This window comes from Oryzicola mucosus (genome assembly GCF_014534685.1).
GTDB lineage: Bacteria > Pseudomonadota > Alphaproteobacteria > Rhizobiales > Rhizobiaceae > Oryzicola > Oryzicola mucosus.
Genome location: NZ_JACVVX010000004.1, coordinates 41,485 through 57,777, shown reverse-complemented (window position 1 = coordinate 57,777; position 16,293 = coordinate 41,485). Strand labels below are relative to the sequence as shown.

At 59.6% G+C, this 16,293-nt stretch carries 13 protein-coding genes, 1 tRNA gene and 1 pseudogene; 7 read left to right on the top strand and 8 right to left on the bottom strand.

Annotation, left to right across the window (positions count from 1 at the left end; translation table 11 throughout):
- Positions 1-3: 3 nt before the first annotated feature.
- Positions 4-2,352, bottom strand: coding sequence for a putative bifunctional diguanylate cyclase/phosphodiesterase (locus ICI42_RS13565; RefSeq protein ID WP_230980355.1), 2,349 nt, complete (start codon positions 2,350-2,352; stop codon positions 4-6).
- 35 nt (positions 2,353-2,387) lie between these two features.
- On the opposite strand from ICI42_RS13565, the gene ICI42_RS13560 reads away from it, so the two are divergent.
- Positions 2,388-2,657: a hypothetical protein gene (locus tag ICI42_RS13560; RefSeq protein WP_188165130.1), complete on the top strand. Its 270-nt coding sequence runs from the start codon at positions 2,388-2,390 to the stop codon at positions 2,655-2,657.
- A 64-nt stretch (positions 2,658-2,721) separates the two neighbouring features.
- Here the strand turns inward: ICI42_RS13560 and ICI42_RS13555 are convergent, their stop codons facing one another.
- The 3 genes from ICI42_RS13555 to ICI42_RS13545 all read right to left on the bottom strand — a co-directional run bounded on the left by ICI42_RS13555 (position 2,722) and on the right by ICI42_RS13545 (position 6,623).
- Positions 2,722-3,519 (bottom strand): FAD binding domain-containing protein, encoded by a 798-nt coding sequence (locus ICI42_RS13555; RefSeq protein ID WP_188165129.1) that lies wholly within the window; start codon positions 3,517-3,519, stop codon positions 2,722-2,724.
- A gap of 108 nt (positions 3,520-3,627) precedes the next feature.
- Entirely contained in the window at positions 3,628-5,973 is a 2,346-nt protein-coding gene (locus ICI42_RS13550; RefSeq protein WP_188165128.1) for a xanthine dehydrogenase family protein molybdopterin-binding subunit, read from the bottom strand.
- A 155-nt stretch (positions 5,974-6,128) separates the two neighbouring features.
- Complete coding sequence (locus tag ICI42_RS13545) at positions 6,129-6,623, bottom strand: (2Fe-2S)-binding protein (protein ID WP_188165127.1); 495 nt, start codon at positions 6,621-6,623, stop codon at positions 6,129-6,131.
- A gap of 319 nt (positions 6,624-6,942) precedes the next feature.
- On the opposite strand from ICI42_RS13545, the gene ICI42_RS13540 reads away from it, so the two are divergent.
- From ICI42_RS13540 to ICI42_RS13520, 5 genes and pseudogenes are all read left to right on the top strand, one after another.
- On the top strand, positions 6,943-7,992 hold the full coding sequence (locus ICI42_RS13540; protein ID WP_330999171.1) for an FIST N-terminal domain-containing protein: 1,050 nt from the start codon (positions 6,943-6,945) through the stop codon (positions 7,990-7,992).
- Positions 7,993-7,996: 4 nt separating this feature from the next.
- Positions 7,997-9,340: an ATP-binding response regulator gene (locus ICI42_RS13535; protein WP_188165126.1), complete on the top strand. Its 1,344-nt coding sequence runs from the start codon at positions 7,997-7,999 to the stop codon at positions 9,338-9,340.
- A 342-nt stretch (positions 9,341-9,682) separates the two neighbouring features.
- The gene (locus tag ICI42_RS13530) at positions 9,683-10,828 is read left to right on the top strand and encodes an alpha-hydroxy acid oxidase (protein WP_188165125.1); all 1,146 of its coding nucleotides are present in this window, start codon (positions 9,683-9,685) and stop codon (positions 10,826-10,828) included.
- Between the two features lie 12 nt (positions 10,829-10,840).
- Positions 10,841-11,231: pseudogene (locus tag ICI42_RS13525) on the top strand (carboxymuconolactone decarboxylase family protein).
- A gap of 120 nt (positions 11,232-11,351) precedes the next feature.
- Positions 11,352-11,428: transfer RNA gene (locus ICI42_RS13520), tRNA-Met, on the top strand.
- Between the two features lie 92 nt (positions 11,429-11,520).
- On the opposite strand, the gene ICI42_RS13515 is transcribed toward ICI42_RS13520, so the two are convergent.
- Both ICI42_RS13515 and ICI42_RS13510 read right to left on the bottom strand, forming a co-directional pair.
- On the bottom strand, positions 11,521-12,207 hold the full coding sequence (locus ICI42_RS13515; protein ID WP_210317237.1) for a Crp/Fnr family transcriptional regulator: 687 nt from the start codon (positions 12,205-12,207) through the stop codon (positions 11,521-11,523).
- A 150-nt stretch (positions 12,208-12,357) separates the two neighbouring features.
- Positions 12,358-12,618, bottom strand: a complete 261-nt coding sequence (locus tag ICI42_RS13510; RefSeq protein WP_188165123.1) for a hypothetical protein — start codon at positions 12,616-12,618, stop codon at positions 12,358-12,360.
- A gap of 644 nt (positions 12,619-13,262) precedes the next feature.
- Between ICI42_RS13510 and ICI42_RS13505 the strand changes: the two genes are divergently transcribed.
- On the top strand, positions 13,263-14,060 hold the full coding sequence (locus tag ICI42_RS13505) for a response regulator transcription factor (RefSeq protein ID WP_188165122.1): 798 nt from the start codon (positions 13,263-13,265) through the stop codon (positions 14,058-14,060).
- A 168-nt stretch (positions 14,061-14,228) separates the two neighbouring features.
- Here ICI42_RS13505 and ICI42_RS13500 read toward each other — a convergent pair whose 3' ends face one another.
- Positions 14,229-14,912: a sugar transferase gene (locus tag ICI42_RS13500; RefSeq protein WP_188165121.1), complete on the bottom strand. Its 684-nt coding sequence runs from the start codon at positions 14,910-14,912 to the stop codon at positions 14,229-14,231.
- 442 nt (positions 14,913-15,354) lie between these two features.
- Positions 15,355-16,275, bottom strand: coding sequence for a glycosyltransferase (locus ICI42_RS13495; RefSeq protein ID WP_188165120.1), 921 nt, complete (start codon positions 16,273-16,275; stop codon positions 15,355-15,357).
- Between the last annotated feature and the right edge of the window lie 18 nt (positions 16,276-16,293).

Below are 16,293 nucleotides of genomic sequence, written 5' to 3'. Positions count from 1 at the left end.
GCTTCAGCCGTTATTGCTGACGCTGCGTTTGACGTCGTTCGTGGCCGTGCGTGACCGCAGCCATTCCTCTGCGGCGCTGCCGGTCATTGGGTAAGCGATGCTGTAGCCCTGCACCTCATCACAACCGACGGACGCCAGTGCCCTGAGTTCGGCGGGTGTTTCCGCCCCTTCAGCCACGATCGACAAACCGAGGCTGTTGGCCAGATCGCAGATGGCGCGCACGATCTTGCGGTTCTCGTCGCGGCTGTCGATGTTATGGACGAAGCGGCGGTCGATCTTAAGGCGGTCGATTTCACTGGGGCTGATATGGGTCAGCGACGCATAGCCGGTGCCGAAATCATCCAGTTCGAGATGAATGCCGCTGGCGCGGATGTTGCGCAGTTTGGCTGCGATACCGGTCTTTTCGTCGTCCAAGATGACCGATTCCACGATCTCCAGAGAGAGTTTTTCTCGCGGAAAGCCATAATGGTCGAGTGTGGCGAACAGGAAGTCGTTGAAATCGTCCTCCCTCAGTTCCGCCCCCGAAACATTCACGGCCAGCCGCCCGAACGCGATCCCGTCTTTGTGCCAGACGGCTGCGGTTTCCACCGCCTGGGCTACGATAATCCGCCCGATCGCCGCCATGAGGCCCGACTGTTCTGCGACGGAAACAAAGCAGCCGGGCAATATGCGCCCGAGCTCCGGGTGGTTCCAGCGCAGCAAGGCCTCAATGCCGGTGACATCGCCGCTGCTCATGGAGATTTGCGGCTGAAAATATACTTCGAAGTTGTGCTCGGCGATGGCGACGCGAAGATCGTTCTCGATCTGCTTGCGGTGTTCCAGTTCGCGCCGGAGCCTTTCTGAAAAGAAAGAGTACCCGCCGCCGCCCCGCTTCTTGGTCGAGTAGAGCGCGAGGTCCGCATGAACCAGAAGCTCGGCGCTGCTTCGGCCATCCTCGGGGAAAACCGCGATGCCCGCGCTTGCCCCCGGCATGATGATGCCGCGCTGGAACGAGATCGGCTTGTTGATATGGTCGAGCGTGCGCCGGACCACGTTGCCGATGTCTTCGTCCGAACCGATGCCGTTGAGGATCACCACAAATTCATCGCCGCCAAGGCGAATGCAAATGTCCGAGGCACGACTGCTCTCATTTATGCGGCGCGCCGTTTCAGCCAGCACGTGATCGCCGGCGGCGTGGCCGAGCGTGTCGTTGATCTGCTTGAAACGGTCCAGGTCGAACTGGATCACAGCAAGCCGCTGCCCCCGCTTTTCGGCGGAGACGACGAGCGTGTCGAAATGATCCTTGAGGAAAGATCGATTTTGCAGACCCGTCAGACCGTCATGCGTCGCGATGAAGGCCATGGAGTTGCGCGCCTCTACAAGCTCTCGCGTCTTTCTGCGCATGAGCTCGGCCATAGGGCGGAAAATGAAAATGGCGACCAGGACGATCAGCAAGAGTGTTGCGAAAAAAAGCGTGCGATGCAGGTCGAGGAGATTGTTCATACGCTGTACATTGACCGCGCTTACGGCCTCACCAAGCGCATTGTAACCTTCCAGGGTCGCTCGCGCGATGGTCTCGTCGAGATTGGCCTTTTCCATGCCGGCCAGATAACCCTGTCCGGGCGGGCTCAGCCCAAGTTCTGTTTCATAATGCGAAACAAAGCGCTTGCCGTTTGCTATCAAGCCGACAGAAAAATAATCGAGATGATGCGGTGAACCAAAGAAAATGTTGCCTGGAGTGTTTGCGACATCAACCTTAGTGTCATTCGGTGTGGTGCGGGTAAGGTTCAGCAACTGGTCGTAATTGCGTTCGAATTGACCAGCCGAATCCCTTAGGGCAATGACGAGGACTGGCCGCTCCCGCTGGGTGGCGCCGGACATGGCATTGGCGAGAAAGATGACGCGCTGTGACAGAGCTTTCTGCGCCGATATCACCTGGATCACTTCCTGATCTCGCTGATGGGCGGAAATAACCTGCTGCAGCAGAATGTAAGAAGCCGTCGCCATTGCCGCTAGAAGCAGCAGCGCGATCCAGTATGCGCTCTTGATCAGCAGGATAAGCCTGTCCGATCCAGAGGTGACCAACGTCTTGTTCATTGTCGATGGTTCGTTTCGCCGTGTGCTACCGATGGCCTTATGGTGTTGTTGCACCGAACAGGTTAACGCGGGGAAAAAGCGGTGAGATTGCGCCGAGAATATTCGCCGGCGACGGATGCTACCAAAAGATGCAATTGATCTTGATAAAACTACCAAAAGTTGTTTACTGTTGCGGTTGCAAGGCTTGAGCAAATCCTGGATGAGATGCTTCGCATCGCGGATCGACCACATATTTGTCGGAGCCGCGAGCCGCCGGCAGGGCGGATCGTCAGACAACAGACCTTGCTGAAACGCAGCTGGAGCCGTGCACGATGCCCAAGGCAACGATCTATATCTACAATGAGGACGGCAACGATCTCATTCTGACGGTCGTGGACAATAATACTGCGAGCGGCGAGACCGTTCTCAACAAGCAGTTCATTGCGGATAACGAGACGATTCCAATTACCGTGAACTTGAACGGCTCGAATGAGGCCGTAATCTCATGGAGTGCTTATCGGCAGAATGAACCAAGCAAGACCGGTTCGGAAGACAAGGTCGAGGCAACGGACGGCCTGACCGTCAACATACGGATTTGGTAGCATCTGTCGTTCTAAAAAAGCCCGCCGCGACGGTAATGTCGTGGCGGGCTTGTTCGTCCGACCGTCAGCCGTTGGCGGCAAGAACGGCGCGCTTGGCCATCACCACGATGAGGTTGGCGCGATATTCCGGCGAGGCATGCAGGTCGCCCATCAGGTTGTCAGATGGTACCGAAAGGCCTTCCAGAGCCTTGGCGTCGAACGATGTCGCCAAGGCGGTTTCCAGCGGCTCGGACCGGAAGACACCATTATCGCCTGCACCCGTGACGGCGACGCGCACGCCGTCCTTGCCCTTGGCCACGAACACGCCCGTCATTGCATAGCGCGAAGCCGGGTTGGGGAATTTCGCATAGCCGGATTTCTCGGGCACCTCGAAGGTCACGGCGGTGACGATTTCTCCCTCCTCAAGCGCCGTTTCGAACAGTCCGGTGAAGAAATCCTCGGCCGCGATCTCGCGCTGGTTGGTGATAATGGTTGCTCCCATCGCCAACAGGGCCGAGGGATAGTCGGCTGCCGGATCGTTGTTTGCGACGGAGCCGCCTATGGTGCCGCGGTGGCGCACCGCCGGATCGCCGATATGGCTGGCGAGATGACACAGCGCCGGGCAGAGCGCCTTGAGGTCGGTATGCGTCGCCACGTCGTAGTGGATCGTACCTGCGCCGATGGTCACCGTCCTGCCGCTGATCGTGATGCCCTTAAGCTCGGAGATGTGTGTCAGGTCGATCAGATCGGATGGTGCGGCAAGCCGGGTCTTCATTGCCGGGATCAGCGTCATGCCGCCCGACAGGAACTTCGCGTCTCCCGCCTCCGCCATCTTGGCGGCATCGTCTACGGAGTTGGCGCGGTGGTAGTTGACTGAGTACATGGTTTTCTCCCTTCGGGTGAAAGAGCGAACAGAGAGTAGCCAGTAGCGAATAGTGGTCCGCCAAGGTCGTTCTCTACTCGCTACTCCCCATTCGCTATTCGCTCAACTTCAGTGCTTCATCGCCGCCGCCCAAACCTTGTGCGGCGTGGCGGGCATGGTGATGTCCTCATGGCCGAGCGCATCGGTGATGGCGTTCATCACTGCCGGCGGCGAGCCGATGGCGCCAGCTTCGCCGCAACCCTTGATGCCCAGCGGATTGCCGGGGCAGGGGGTGACGGTGGTCGAAACCACGAAGGATGGCAGGTCGTCGGCGCGCGGCATGGTGTAGTCCATGTAGCTCGCCGTCACGAGTTGGCCGCTGGCCGCGTCGTAGGAGGTGCCTTCCAGGAGCGCCTGGCCGATGCCTTGCGCGAGTCCGCCATGAACCTGGCCCTCGACGATCATAGGGTTGATGATGTTGCCGAAGTCGTCTGCGGCGACGAACTGCACGATCGCTGTTTTGCCGGTATCCGGATCGATTTCGACTTCGCAGATGTAACAGCCGGCCGGGAAGGTAAAGTTCGACGGATCGTAGAACGCGCCTTCCTTCAGACCCGGCTCCATGCCCTGCGGCAGGTTGTGGGCGGTGTAGGCAGCCAAGGCAAGCTGGAACCAGGGAATGGTCTTGTCCGTGCCCGCCACCTTCAGCGCGCCGTCTTCGATGACGATGTCGCTTTCGTCGGCCTCCAGCATATGGGCTGCTATCTTCTTGGCCTTCGCCTCGACCTTGTCGAGCGCCTTGACGATGGCGGACATGCCGACCGCGCCCGAGCGCGAGCCGTAAGTGCCCATGCCCATCTGCACCTTGTCGGTGTCGCCGTGGATGATGGAAACCTGCTCCATCGGCAGGCCGAAGCGGTCAGATACCAGCTGGGCGAAGGTGGTCTCGTGGCCCTGGCCGTGGCTGTGCGAACCGGTCAGCACTTCGATGGTGCCCACCGCGTTGACGCGCACCTCAGCCGACTCCCAAAGACCGACGCCTGCGCCCAGGCTGCCAACGGCCTGCGAGGGAGCGATGCCGCAGGCCTCGATATAGCAGCTCATGCCGATGCCGCGCAGTTTGCCGCGCGCCTTGGCCTCGGCCCGACGCCTTTCGAAGCCTGCATAGTCCGAGGCAGCCATCGCCGCATCCAGCGAAGCGCCATAGTCGCCGGCATCGTAGCACATGATCACCGGTGTCTGATGCGGGAAGCTGGTGACGAAGTTCTTGCGCCTGAGCTCGGCAGGCGAAACGCCCAGTTCACGCGCGGCGATTTCCATCGTGCGCTCGAGCAGATAGGTGGCTTCGGGGCGACCTGCGCCGCGATAGGCGTCGACAGGGGCGGTGTTGGTGTAAACCGTCCGCACATTGCCGTGGATGGCGGGGATCGCGTACTGGCCCGACAGCAGCGTGGCATAGAGATAGGTTGGCACCGCCGACGAGAACAGCGACATATAGGCGCCGAGATTGGCTATGGTGTCGACCTTGAGCCCGATGATGCGGTTGTCCGCGTCGAAGGCCATCTGCACCTCCGACACATGGTCGCGGCCATGCGCGTCGGTCAGGAAGCTTTCCGTCCGGTCGGCCACCCATTTGACCGGAACGCCGGTCTTTTTCGAGGCCCACAGGCAGACGATTTCTTCTGGGTAGATATAGATCTTGGAGCCGAAGCCGCCGCCGACATCCGGCGCGATGACGCGCAGCTTGTTCTCCGGCGCGACGTTGTAGAACGCGCTCATCACCAGCCGGGCGACGTGCGGGTTTTGCGAGGTCGTCCAGCAGGTGTAGTGGTCTTCGGCCTTGTCGTATTGGCCAAGTGCCGCGCGCGGCTCCATGGCGTTGGGCACAAGCCGGTTGTTGTGAATCTTCACCTTAGTGACATGCGCTGCCTTGGCGATGGCGGCGTCGGTGGCGGGACCGTCGCCGATCTCCCAGTCAAAGATCAGATTGTCGTCGGACTCCGCATGAACCTGCGGCGCACCGGGCTTGAGCGCGTCGACGGCTTCGGTGACGGCATCCAACTCCTTATAGGTGATCTCGACCGCCTCGGCGGCATCGCGCGCCTGGCCTTTGGTGTCTGCCACCACGATCAGCACGGCGTCGCCGACGTAGCGCACCTTGTCGATCGCCAGCGGCGACCAGGCGCCCATCTTCATCGGCGTGCCGTCTTTGGAATGGATCATCCAGCCGCAGATCAGATTGCCGATGCCGTCGGCCTTCAACTCCTTGCCGGTCAGGATGCCAATGACGCCGGGCATCCCCTTGGCCTTGGTCAGGTCGATGTTTTCGATTTCGGCGTGCGCATAAGGGCTGCGGACGAAGGCCGCATGTTTCATGCCGGGAACGACCATGTCGTCCACATAGCGTCCGCCGCCAGTGATGAAGCGTTTGTCTTCCTTGCGCACAACGCGTGCGCCAATGCCTTCGATTCCCATGGGTCGTTTCCTCCCGAAACTGCCTAAGCGAAAGTTACTGGCGAATAGGAATAGCGAGTAGAGAGTAGAGAGTAGGGATGATCGAGTTCAGCCGGTTCTCGTCCGCTACCCCTTACCTCCTGCTCCCTATTCGCTATTCCCTACTCGCTTCATCCTCATGCTGCTTGCGCCGCGCCGTCCGCCTTCTGCATCGTCTGAGATGCCGCAAGGATGGCCTTGACGATGTTGTGATAGCCGGTGCAGCGGCAGATGTTGCCTTCGAGTTCCGCCCGCACGGTCGCTTCGTCCAGCCCTTCCGGGTGGCGGCGGACCATGTCGGTTGCGGTCATGATCATGCCCGGCGTGCAGAAGCCGCATTGCAGCCCGTGATGCTCGCGGAACGCAGCCTGCATCGGATGCAGATCAGCACCGTCTGCGAGCCCCTCGATGGTGGTGATCGTCGAGCCCGACGCCTGAACGGCCAGCATGGTGCAGGATTTGACCGCCTTGCCGTCAACATGGACGACGCAGGCGCCGCATTGCGACGTGTCGCAGCCGACATGGGTGCCGGTGAGCCCCAGATTTTCCCGCAGGAAATGCACCAGCAGCGTGCGGTCTTCCACAGTGCCGGTGACGGTGCGGCCGTTCACGGCCAACGATACCTCAGACATGAAACCTCCCTTGATTGCCTCGCTCCCAGGCAGCACGGCACCCTTTTGCGGAATCCGTGTGTGAAAAGAATGCCCGCTGCCGCCTTCCGACGTATATTATACTTTCGGTCGCGCCATTCGCGATTGCAATAGCGCTTGTCCCGTCTCACACTTTCTGAAGATACTAAGACCATGCGCCGGGAAGCAGGAGGAGTTTCCGCTGGGCTGTTCGCATACGAGTTACGGCTGCGGCCTTTCGGCCATCACGACCGACGAGGCGGATGCCGAGGCGTTCGCCCGCGCTATTGCCGAGGAAGCCGCCATCTGCGACGCTGGTTTTGTGCTGATCTTCTACTCACACGCCTTGATCGATGCGCAATCCATCACCGAATCGCTTGTCCGTCATGCGCCCGGACTTCGGCATGCCGGTTGCTCGACGGCCGGAGAGATTACGCCGGCGGGGCTTGAAGAAGGGCATGCAATCGCGATCCTGATGCCGGCCGAGAGGTTCTCAGCTGTCGCGACCATGATCCGCGACCTGTCGGTGTCGGGCATAGACGGCATTGCCGGACGTGTGGAGGAACTCAAGCTGAACCTGCGGGCGCGGGCAGGCTATGACGGCAAGAACGTCTTTGCCCTGTGTTTCATCGATGGCCTGTCTTACGCGGAAGAGGCCGTAACATCCGCCATACACTGGGTGCTCGACGACATCCCGCTCATCGGCGGCTCGGCCGGCGACGACCTGAAATTCGAAACGACCACGCTGATATCCGATGGCGACGTGGCCTCCGGCTGCGCCGTGGTGGTGCTGATCGCCACCGATGTGCCGTTCCACGTCTTCAAAAGCGAGAACTTCGAGGCAACCGACACAAAGCTGGTCGTTACCGCCTCCGATCCCGAGCGCCGTATCGTGCACGAATTTAATGCTGCTCCCGCCGCAGACGAATATGCCGCAGCCGTCGGGCTCACCGCCGCCGAGCTCACGCCGATGAGTTTTGCGTCCCATCCCGTCGTCGTCCGCGTCGGCGGCGAGCATTACTGCCGGTCGATCCAGAAAATGAATCCCGACGGCTCGCTCTCCTTCTTCTGTGCGATAGACGATGGCATCGTCTTGTCGGTGGCGCAGCCGCTCAGCATCGTCGACACGGCCCGCCACGCGCTCGAAAATGCGGGCGAGCGTCTCGGCGGCATCGACGTCGTGCTCGGCTTCGACTGCGTGCTGCGTCGGCTCGACGCGCGCAGCCGGCAGGTCCAGCGCGACGTTTCGGAGCTTTACCGGACAAATCGCGTCATTGGCTTTGGCACCTATGGCGAACAATATCGCTCCATGCACTTGAACCAGACGTTTACCGGCATTGCCTTTGGGCCGAGCCGCCAGGCCGCCGAATAGCGCGATGGGCATCTCCGATATCACCGATGTCGAACGTCTGAAAAAGATCAATACGGTGCTGATGAGCCGGGTCGAGCGCTCGATGGATCAGCAGGGCAATGCGTTCTCGCTGTTCCAGACCGCGATCAACCTGGAAAACCGGATCCGGCTCAGGACAGAGGAACTGCGCGCGACACTCCGTCGGCTGGAAGAGTCCAATATCGATCTGGTCGCGGCCAAGGACAGTGCCGAGCGCGCCAACCAGTCCAAAACCCGGTTCCTGGCCGCGGCCAGCCACGACATCCTCCAACCGCTCAACGCCGCCAACCTGTCGATCTCCGCGCTTGCCGAACTGCAGACCAGCGAGGAGGGCAAAAAGCTCGTCGGGCAGGTCGAGCGCTCGTTGGAGACGATGGAAGCCCTGCTCAAGACCTTGCTCGACATCTCGCGTCTCGAGGCGGGCGTCATGCGCCCGGACCTGTCGGATGTGGCGCTTGCGCCGCTGTTCTTTTCCCTGCGCTCCGACTTTCAGCCGTTAGCCGAACGCCTCGGCCTGCGTCTCGTCTTCCGGCCAACCCAAGCCGTGGTTCGTTCGGACCGCACCATGCTGCGGCGGATTTTGCAGAACATCGTCTCCAACGCGTTGCGCTACACGGCGCGGGGCGGCGTGCTGGTCGGCGCGCGTCCAATGGGTTCGACACTGCGCGTCGACATCGCCGATACCGGCCAGGGCATCGCCGACGACCAGAGCGAGGCCATTTTCGAGGAGTTTCACCGCGGCCCCGTCGGCGCCGCAGGCGAGGGGGCGGAGGGCGGGCTTGGCTTGGGGCTGGCCATTGTCCGCAGCATGGCGTCCGCCCTTGCCCATCCCGTCTGGTTCCGGTCGCGCGTCGGAAAAGGGACGGTGTTCCATGTCGAACTGCCCCTGGTGGCTGCGAAGGCGGATGCACCCGCTCTGCCCATCGCCCCATCCGCCGAAGACGGACGCAAGCCGCGTCTGTCGGGCGCGAAGGTGCTTCTGCTCGAAAACGATGTCCGCGTGCGCCAGGCCATGAGCGACTTGTTGTCCGGTTGGAACTGCAGCGTTGCTGCGGCTTCGACTGCGCGCGAAGCGCTCGGGTCGGTGTCCGGCACTGGCTGGTTGCCGAACCTCATCCTCGCCGACCAGCATCTCGACAACGGCGACTTGGGAACGCAAGTCATCGAGCAACTGCGAGACTGCATCGGCACGCCGGTGCCGGCGGTGATGATCACGGCCGATCTGTCCGGTGAGGTCGCCGCCTTGGCCCGGGCTGCGGGTGTCGAGCTGATGCGCAAGCCGGTCAAACCCGCGCAATTGAGAGCGCTGATCGCCCATTTGCTGGCCTGAAGGAACAGCCCGCCGCCCTGTTGCCGCCACAAGCGCTGCCCTATAACTCCCGCTCATGACCGTGCGCCGTCTCGCCCCCCTGCTTTTGATTCTGACGCTTGTCGCCTGTGCTGCGAGAGCGCCCGTCCCCCAGGCGACGGTAGGTCGACCGTTGGTGCTACAGGAGCCGGTGCCTGCGGGGGTTACGCCACTGACCGTCGAGCAGGACCGGCAGATCGGCGGCTGACCCAACTCGGGCGAGCCTGCCTGACACTTTGCATTTGCCGCTCTGGGCGATTAGATGCCGCAGGATTTGGGAGATGTGCCGCAGGCACTCTCAGGTGACGCTTGCTGGAGTGGAAAATGGCGCGGCCAATCATGACGATTGCGGATTTGCGGCAATTGGCGAAGCGGCGCGTACCGCGCATGTTTTATGACTATTGCGATTCGGGATCCTGGACCGAGAGCACCTACCGCCAGAACGAAAGCGATTTCGTGCCGATCAAGCTGCGCCAGCGCGTTGCTGTCGACATGCGCGACCGCACGCTCGAGACCACCATGGTCGGGCAGAAAGTGTCGATGCCTTTGGCCCTTGCGCCGACTGGGCTTACAGGGATGCAATTCGCCGACGGCGAAATCTTGGCCGCGCGCGCGGCGGCCAAGGCCGGTGTGCCGTTCACGCTGTCGACGATGAGCATCTGTTCCATCGAAGACGTCGCCGAGCACTCGCCCGAACCCTTCTGGTTCCAACTCTATGTCATGCGCGACCGCGACTTCGTTGCGCGGCTTATCGCCCGCGCCAAGGCGGCGGGGTGCTCCGCGCTCGTGCTGACGCTCGACCTGCAGGTTCTCGGCCAACGCCATAAGGATATCGTCAACGGCCTGTCGACGCCGCCGCGCATGACGATTCCCAACATGATCAATCTGGCCACCAAACCGCTGTGGTGCATGAACATGCTTCGGACGAAGCGTCGCGGTTTCGGCAATATTGCCGGCCATGTCGCTGGTGTGGAGGACATGCGCTCGCTGTCGACTTGGACGGCGCAGCAGTTCGACCCTGCCTTGAGCTGGGACGACATCAAATGGATCAGGGATCTGTGGGGCGGCAAGCTGATCCTCAAGGGGATTCTCGACCCGGAGGACGCGGATATGGCTGCCCGCAGCGGCGCAGACGCCCTGATCGTCTCCAACCATGGCGGACGACAGCTCGACGGTGCGCTGTCGTCCATCTCTGCCCTCCCGCCGGTCGTCGAAACCGTCGGCGATCGAATGGAGGTGTTCATGGATGGCGGCATTCGTTCGGGCCAGGATGTCATCAAGGCGCTGGCCCTGGGCGCCAAGGGCGTCTTCATCGGCCGCGCTTTTCTCTACGGACTCGGCGCCGACGGCGAGCGTGGCGTGACAGCGGCGCTTGAGATCATCCGCAAGGAACTCGACATCACCATGGCGCTGTGCGGCCTGCGCGATATCAAGCAGGTCGACCGTCGCATCATCGCGCGTCAGAGTTAAGAGGAGAGTGCAATGAGCAAGCCGAAGCCCATCGACTATGTGGACGCTAGTGGCGAGGTGAGGGCGGTCTATGACGACATCAAGTCCTCGCGCAATGTGCCCGACGTCAACAATTTCTGGAAGTATCTCGCCAACGATCCCAAGACGCTCAGCCGAACCTGGCAGAGTCTGAAAGAGGTGATGGCGCCGGGCGCGCTCGATCCGGTCGTCAAGGAAATGCTCTACTCGCCGTCAGCGTGACCAACGGTTGCGGCTATTGCATCGCCAGCCACAGTGCCGCCGCTGCCAAGGCCGGGATGACGCCGGAACAGTTTTCCGAACTGATGGCGGTGGTCGGCATGGCCAACGAGACAACCGTCTCGTCAACGGCTACCGTGTGCCGATAGACCCGGCTTTCGAATAATATGGAATGCACAGCTCCTGTCCGATCTCTGCTTGACAGGCCCACCGCCGCAACTCTATATCCGCGCCACATCATGAGGAAACGACGCAATCGCTGCCTGGCAGCCTGTTTCCTCGGTGTGGCGGAGTAGCTCAGTTGGTTAGAGCGAGGGAATCATAATCCTTAGGTCGGGGGTTCAAATCCCTCCTCCGCTACCATCAGGCATTATCAAGCAGGTCCATTCAAGCTTGTCGGGTGCAATTGTCGAACTGGCGGCGTCGCCAGTCTTCGACAAGACGATAACGATCACCTATCTCAATGCCGTCGTTTCAAGGTCGAGATAGGAGTAGTCGAAGCCGGTCAGGGCAGCCAGTCTCTCCCGATCGAGAAACGTCACCCATCCGTCGCGAAAGATCAGCAACTCCGATTCTCGGAGTTGGCGAAGCACGCGATTGAGGTGGATCGAGGTTATTCCCAAGGCGTCGGCCAGGACGCTTTGGGAAAGCGGGCATGGGAACTCTGTTGCCGATCCGTGCCCGACCAGTTTGAGCTTTGCACCCAGTTCGAGCAGAAAATGAACCGTCCGGGCTACGGCGTCGCGCCGCCCGACACTGACCAGATGTTCGACCACCATGGCTTCGTCCCTCGACGCGGCCCAGAGGAGGGCCACAGCAAGGCGCGGCACGGCATGAAATGTATCGACCAAGCGATCGGTGGCGATCTTGGTGACGACGACATCGGTCAAGGTGGTGAAGCTTTGATCCGAGCGTCTGAGCAGGAAACTGCGGAGGCCGAGGAAATCGCCCGGTATCTGGATGTCGATGACCTGGCGGGCGCCGTCCTGCAGTTCCTTGTAAGAACAGGCCCACCCGTCGGCGACGACATAGGCTGCATGTTGCTGCTGCCCCTCATAGACGATCTCCTTGCCAGCCGCGATGAGAGTGCGCGGGCCTTGCAGCGCTTCGAGCGCTTTTGTTTCCCGTTCGCCCAACGTCACGAAGGCTCCAAGTTTTCGGGCAAGCGGGTCGAGGGATTGTTGCATGTTGAGAGGGGGCCTGGGTTCAACGCCGTCGAGCAAATTCAAAACATTAAATTATATAAAAGCCCTAATATAGCAACTAATCCAGGTTTACCCAAAAGCATTAGGTTAGTTTATATTGCGATGCATTTTGGGCTTAGCCAGTTTTTTTATTGCGACGCAGCCGAAATAATGTCTGGCTTGAACGGTTTTTTCGATGCCTGCAAAAATGGAAATAAAAGGCAATCCCGCACTTTCGATATGCGAGTCGTTACTGATTTGCCTCGAGGATTTGAAACTTATCACCGAGGCGGATGCAATGGGTGTTATGCAGGATGCCGCCGATGCGCATGCAAGTGCGGCGCGTGAAGGTCCGATGGTGACATGCATGCGGCGGTATCCGTGCTGATCACGTCGATACCGAAGCGCGGAAACTCCATAGGACCGTGGTGACTGGCAAGGGTGAGCGGCATAGATCCCATGTCGGGAGTACGGCGCATTTCGATTTTCCTCTCGCCTCACCCTAGGCTTCATGGCTCAACTCGCGTTTGATGGCGACTCTGCAATCAGCGATCTGCACCACGATCTTGGTCCAACTCAGTCGCGCACAAATGCGCGTCGGCGGCCCGGATGGATTGGTGTGGAGCCTGTGTGTCAAGTTTTGTCCGCTACCCACGTCAGTTTGGCCTGAATGCCGGCAATGGAAGCGGTTTTGGCCGAGCGGCTATACGTCAACCCTGCATATCTCATGCAAAGGGATGATTTTGCTCCTGCGAAATCCAGATGGTCTACAACCGGAATGGGTGCCAATTGGCCTAAAGCTCTACCTGCAGAAGAATTTTTCGTCGCGCTAATCTAGATCAATATGTAGACAAAAATATTTATGTATTTGTTAACGATCAGCAATTTGGATCAATAATGGTCGTCAGGGGGAGTTCAGGCTCGCTCATGCAAAGAACAGGTGATCCAAAATAAAAAGAATTCCTAAAGGAATGGGGCAAATACAATAAAATTCAAGATTAGGGTGAACAATCATGAATCTAAGTCTAGAATCAAACGTGAAGACTCTTCCAGTCCAGTTGATGTCTGTTTCCGAGGAAGGTCCGTCTCTTGATATAAGTTTGGCGGAAAATTTCTCGAAGTCGTCCCGGTTGGTGGTGGTGATCGACTCCAGAGCCCTCGATAGGGAGTGTTTTGCGGAGTGCGTGGCGGCGCAGAAGCCGGGAATGGAAATCATGCCGCTCGGCTCGATCGGCGAGCTGCGCATGAAGAAGGATATCTTGTCGACCGTGTCCGCCGTATTGTTGAACGTCGGGGGACGACGGATTACTGACGCAGCTGTCGCGCAGGAAATCAGCGGCATCGTCGCCGAACTGAGCCCGGTTCCCGTCATCCTTTTGGCGGATAATGACGAGATTCAGCAGATTTTGAGAGCGCTGGAGTGCGGCGCTCGCGGATTCATCCCCTCCAGCGTGGGTATCCAGGTCTGTATCGAAGCGATCAAGCTGGCGCTTGTCGGCGGCATCTTCGTTCCGGCCGGCAGCGTCATGGCGATGCGGCAGATGATCGAGTCCGGCGGCGAGGTCGCAAGCCCGATGTCGTCTATGTTCACCTTGCGCCAGGCCGAGGTGGTCGAAGCGCTCAGGCGCGGTAAGGCGAACAAGATCATCGCCTATGAACTCAACCTCCGCGAAAGCACCGTGAAGGTTCATATCCGCAATATCATGAAAAAACTGAAGGCGACCAATCGTACGGAAGTTGCCTTCAAGATCAACGACCTTTTCCCTGGCGAGATGCACGGTTCTTCCGGATACAAGGGCCGTCACGGCTAAAAGGCTGGACGACACCTCTTTTTCAGCGGACCGATCGGTAAAAAGCGTAGCGGTGTTGGCCGCTACGCTCTTTGATTTCGGATGACAAGTCTTCCAACCAAGATCCAGTCAACGAGGTGCCTTGTGGACCCTCGCACAAGGTCTCCGCCCCGCCCAGAAATCCAGTCGTTACAAGCCGGTGCCGCGAACGACGACAACGACGGTCTGGACCATGATCTGCAGATCGGTGGAGAAGGAAATCAGCTTTGAGTAGCGGGTGTCGTGCATGGCGCGCTCGGCGAAGGAGCAACTGTTGCGTTCGCTCACCTGCCATAGACCGGTGAGACCCGGACGCATCTCGAAATAGGTGTTGCCCGGATATTGCGACCACTGCTCCGGCAGCATGGGCCGAGGCCCAACCAGGCTCATCTGTCCGAGAAAGACATTCCAGAGTTGCGGCAACTCGTCGACCGAGTATTTGCGCAGATAGCGGCCTATCCAGGTGATGCGAGGATCGTTCCGCAGCTTCTGCGTCCGGTTCCATTCCTGCCTGGCTTCCGGATTTTGCTGCAGATACGCCTCCAGCATCCGGCTGGCGTTCGGCACCATGGTCCTGAGCTTCCACAGCTTGAAAGGCTTGCCGTTCTTTCCCAGACGCGGCTGCGCGTAGAATGCCGGGCCGCCATCCAGCTTGATCAGCAGCGCGAGAGCTCCAACCATGGCTACCGCTACAGGTGCCGCGCTCAAGGTCGCAACAATGTCGAAAGCTCGCTTGGCGCTTCGATACAGCGCGAGACGGTGCGGGCGGAAACCCACTCCAGACGATGGAACTGCCAGGCCTGGAATGTGGGCATGAGAAAGCTCTTCGAACATCGACACCTCCCCGCGAGATGCAAAAAGCCGGTCGCATTCCGTATTTCTACGAAGCGATTTACTGTTGTTCTATTTTTCGGCTTTTAGGTTTTGAAATTACTTGAAAAATATAAAACAATCGAGAATTTAAGAAATAGATATATTTTAGATATTTATATCTAAATCAAAAGTTTACCATGTAATGCATGATAAAAATACCTAGTCGCTGACAGATGCTACCGCCTTTGGATGTAAATACTTCTGGAAGATTATTCTTGGCATGAAGGGGGAAACTGGCCCCACTCTTTCGCGGTAGCTGGAGGCCGGGATGCGGCCACGCATCTTACTATGCCGTCAAACCAACCGACCCTGGCCCAAAGCACATCAGAAAGCCGATGTGTTTTCAGTGTTTATCCCTCATCATCCTTTTTGCTGAACTGCATGGGCGCAGGGTGAAGCCGTATCAGGATTTCTCCCTATTCCATGCCCCCACGAACTTTGCCGTATCGTGATGCAGTGCGAGGTCCAGCATGCGGCGCGCTCGATAGAGGCGCACCTTGGTCAGGCAGACCAGCGCAAGCCACCGTGATCGAGGTCCCGATAGATGTTCAGTCCGCATGATCTGGAGAGGTGCCGCCAGTGGCGATGCGGCGACAAGTATGCTCGTGACTATCCAACGGGCAAGGGCGGCATGACCGCCGCCGATCTTGCGAAACTCATGCGCGACGTGGCGATCCCAGCGCCGCGCCAATTCCGAAAAGGATTTGCACGAGGGGGTCAGCACCTTGGCTTCCCCGAGATAGGCGGCGCGCCACCCCGCCGCAGTGGCCTTCTGGCCCCATTCGGTATCTTCCATGGCTGCGATGCCGCCGAACGGCCCAACCGCGCGGAACACATCCGCGCGCACCGCCATGTTGCCCGTCGCGGCAAAGCCGTGCCGTTCGACATAAAGCTTCGCGCGATAGCTGTAGACGCGCTCATAGGCTTCGATCCCGCTCAACCGGCCGGGGTCGCTGGGGATGATGCCGATAGCGCCGCCCAGGAACGCGACATCGGGATGCGCGTCCATGAAATCGATGATCGAACGCGCCCAGCCGGGTTCGGCAAGGCAATCCGCATCGATGAAGGCAAGCAGGTCGGCGCGGGCAACACTGGCGCCCCGGTTTCGCGCGGGCCCGGGGCCGGGCGTCAACTCACGCTCCAGCCGCACGTTCGGAATAGCCTTGCAGGCATCCGTCGGCAGCACCTTCGAACCATTGTCGACGACGATGATCTCGAACAGAGAGATGTCGGTGCGTTGCGCGTCCAGAGATCTCAGGCATCGGATGAGATCGCCTGGCTCGTTCAAATGAGGAATGATGACACTAAGCCTTGGTAATTCCATCGTTTATCTCCCGTAAAA

What these genes read in the sequence shown, in the direction of transcription:
- ICI42_RS13555 (WP_188165129.1), bottom strand. Translation starts at nt 3,519, where the DNA reads ATGTACTCAGTCAACTACCACCGCGCCAACTCCGTAGACGATGCCGCC.
- ICI42_RS13545 (WP_188165127.1), bottom strand. Translation starts at nt 6,623, where the DNA reads ATGTCTGAGGTATCGTTGGCCGTGAACGGCCGCACCGTCACCGGCACT.
- ICI42_RS13510 (WP_188165123.1), bottom strand. Translation starts at nt 12,618, where the DNA reads ATGCATGTCACCATCGGACCTTCACGCGCCGCACTTGCATGCGCATCG.
- ICI42_RS13560 (WP_188165130.1), top strand. Translation starts at nt 2,388, where the DNA reads ATGCCCAAGGCAACGATCTATATCTACAATGAGGACGGCAACGATCTC.
- ICI42_RS13530 (WP_188165125.1), top strand. Translation starts at nt 9,683, where the DNA reads ATGGCGCGGCCAATCATGACGATTGCGGATTTGCGGCAATTGGCGAAG.
- ICI42_RS13495 (WP_188165120.1), bottom strand. Translation starts at nt 16,275, where the DNA reads ATGGAATTACCAAGGCTTAGTGTCATCATTCCTCATTTGAACGAGCCA.
- ICI42_RS13535 (WP_188165126.1), top strand. Translation starts at nt 7,997, where the DNA reads ATGGGCATCTCCGATATCACCGATGTCGAACGTCTGAAAAAGATCAAT.
- ICI42_RS13550 (WP_188165128.1), bottom strand. Translation starts at nt 5,973, where the DNA reads ATGGGAATCGAAGGCATTGGCGCACGCGTTGTGCGCAAGGAAGACAAA.
- ICI42_RS13505 (WP_188165122.1), top strand. Translation starts at nt 13,263, where the DNA reads ATGAATCTAAGTCTAGAATCAAACGTGAAGACTCTTCCAGTCCAGTTG.
- ICI42_RS13500 (WP_188165121.1), bottom strand. Translation starts at nt 14,912, where the DNA reads ATGTTCGAAGAGCTTTCTCATGCCCACATTCCAGGCCTGGCAGTTCCA.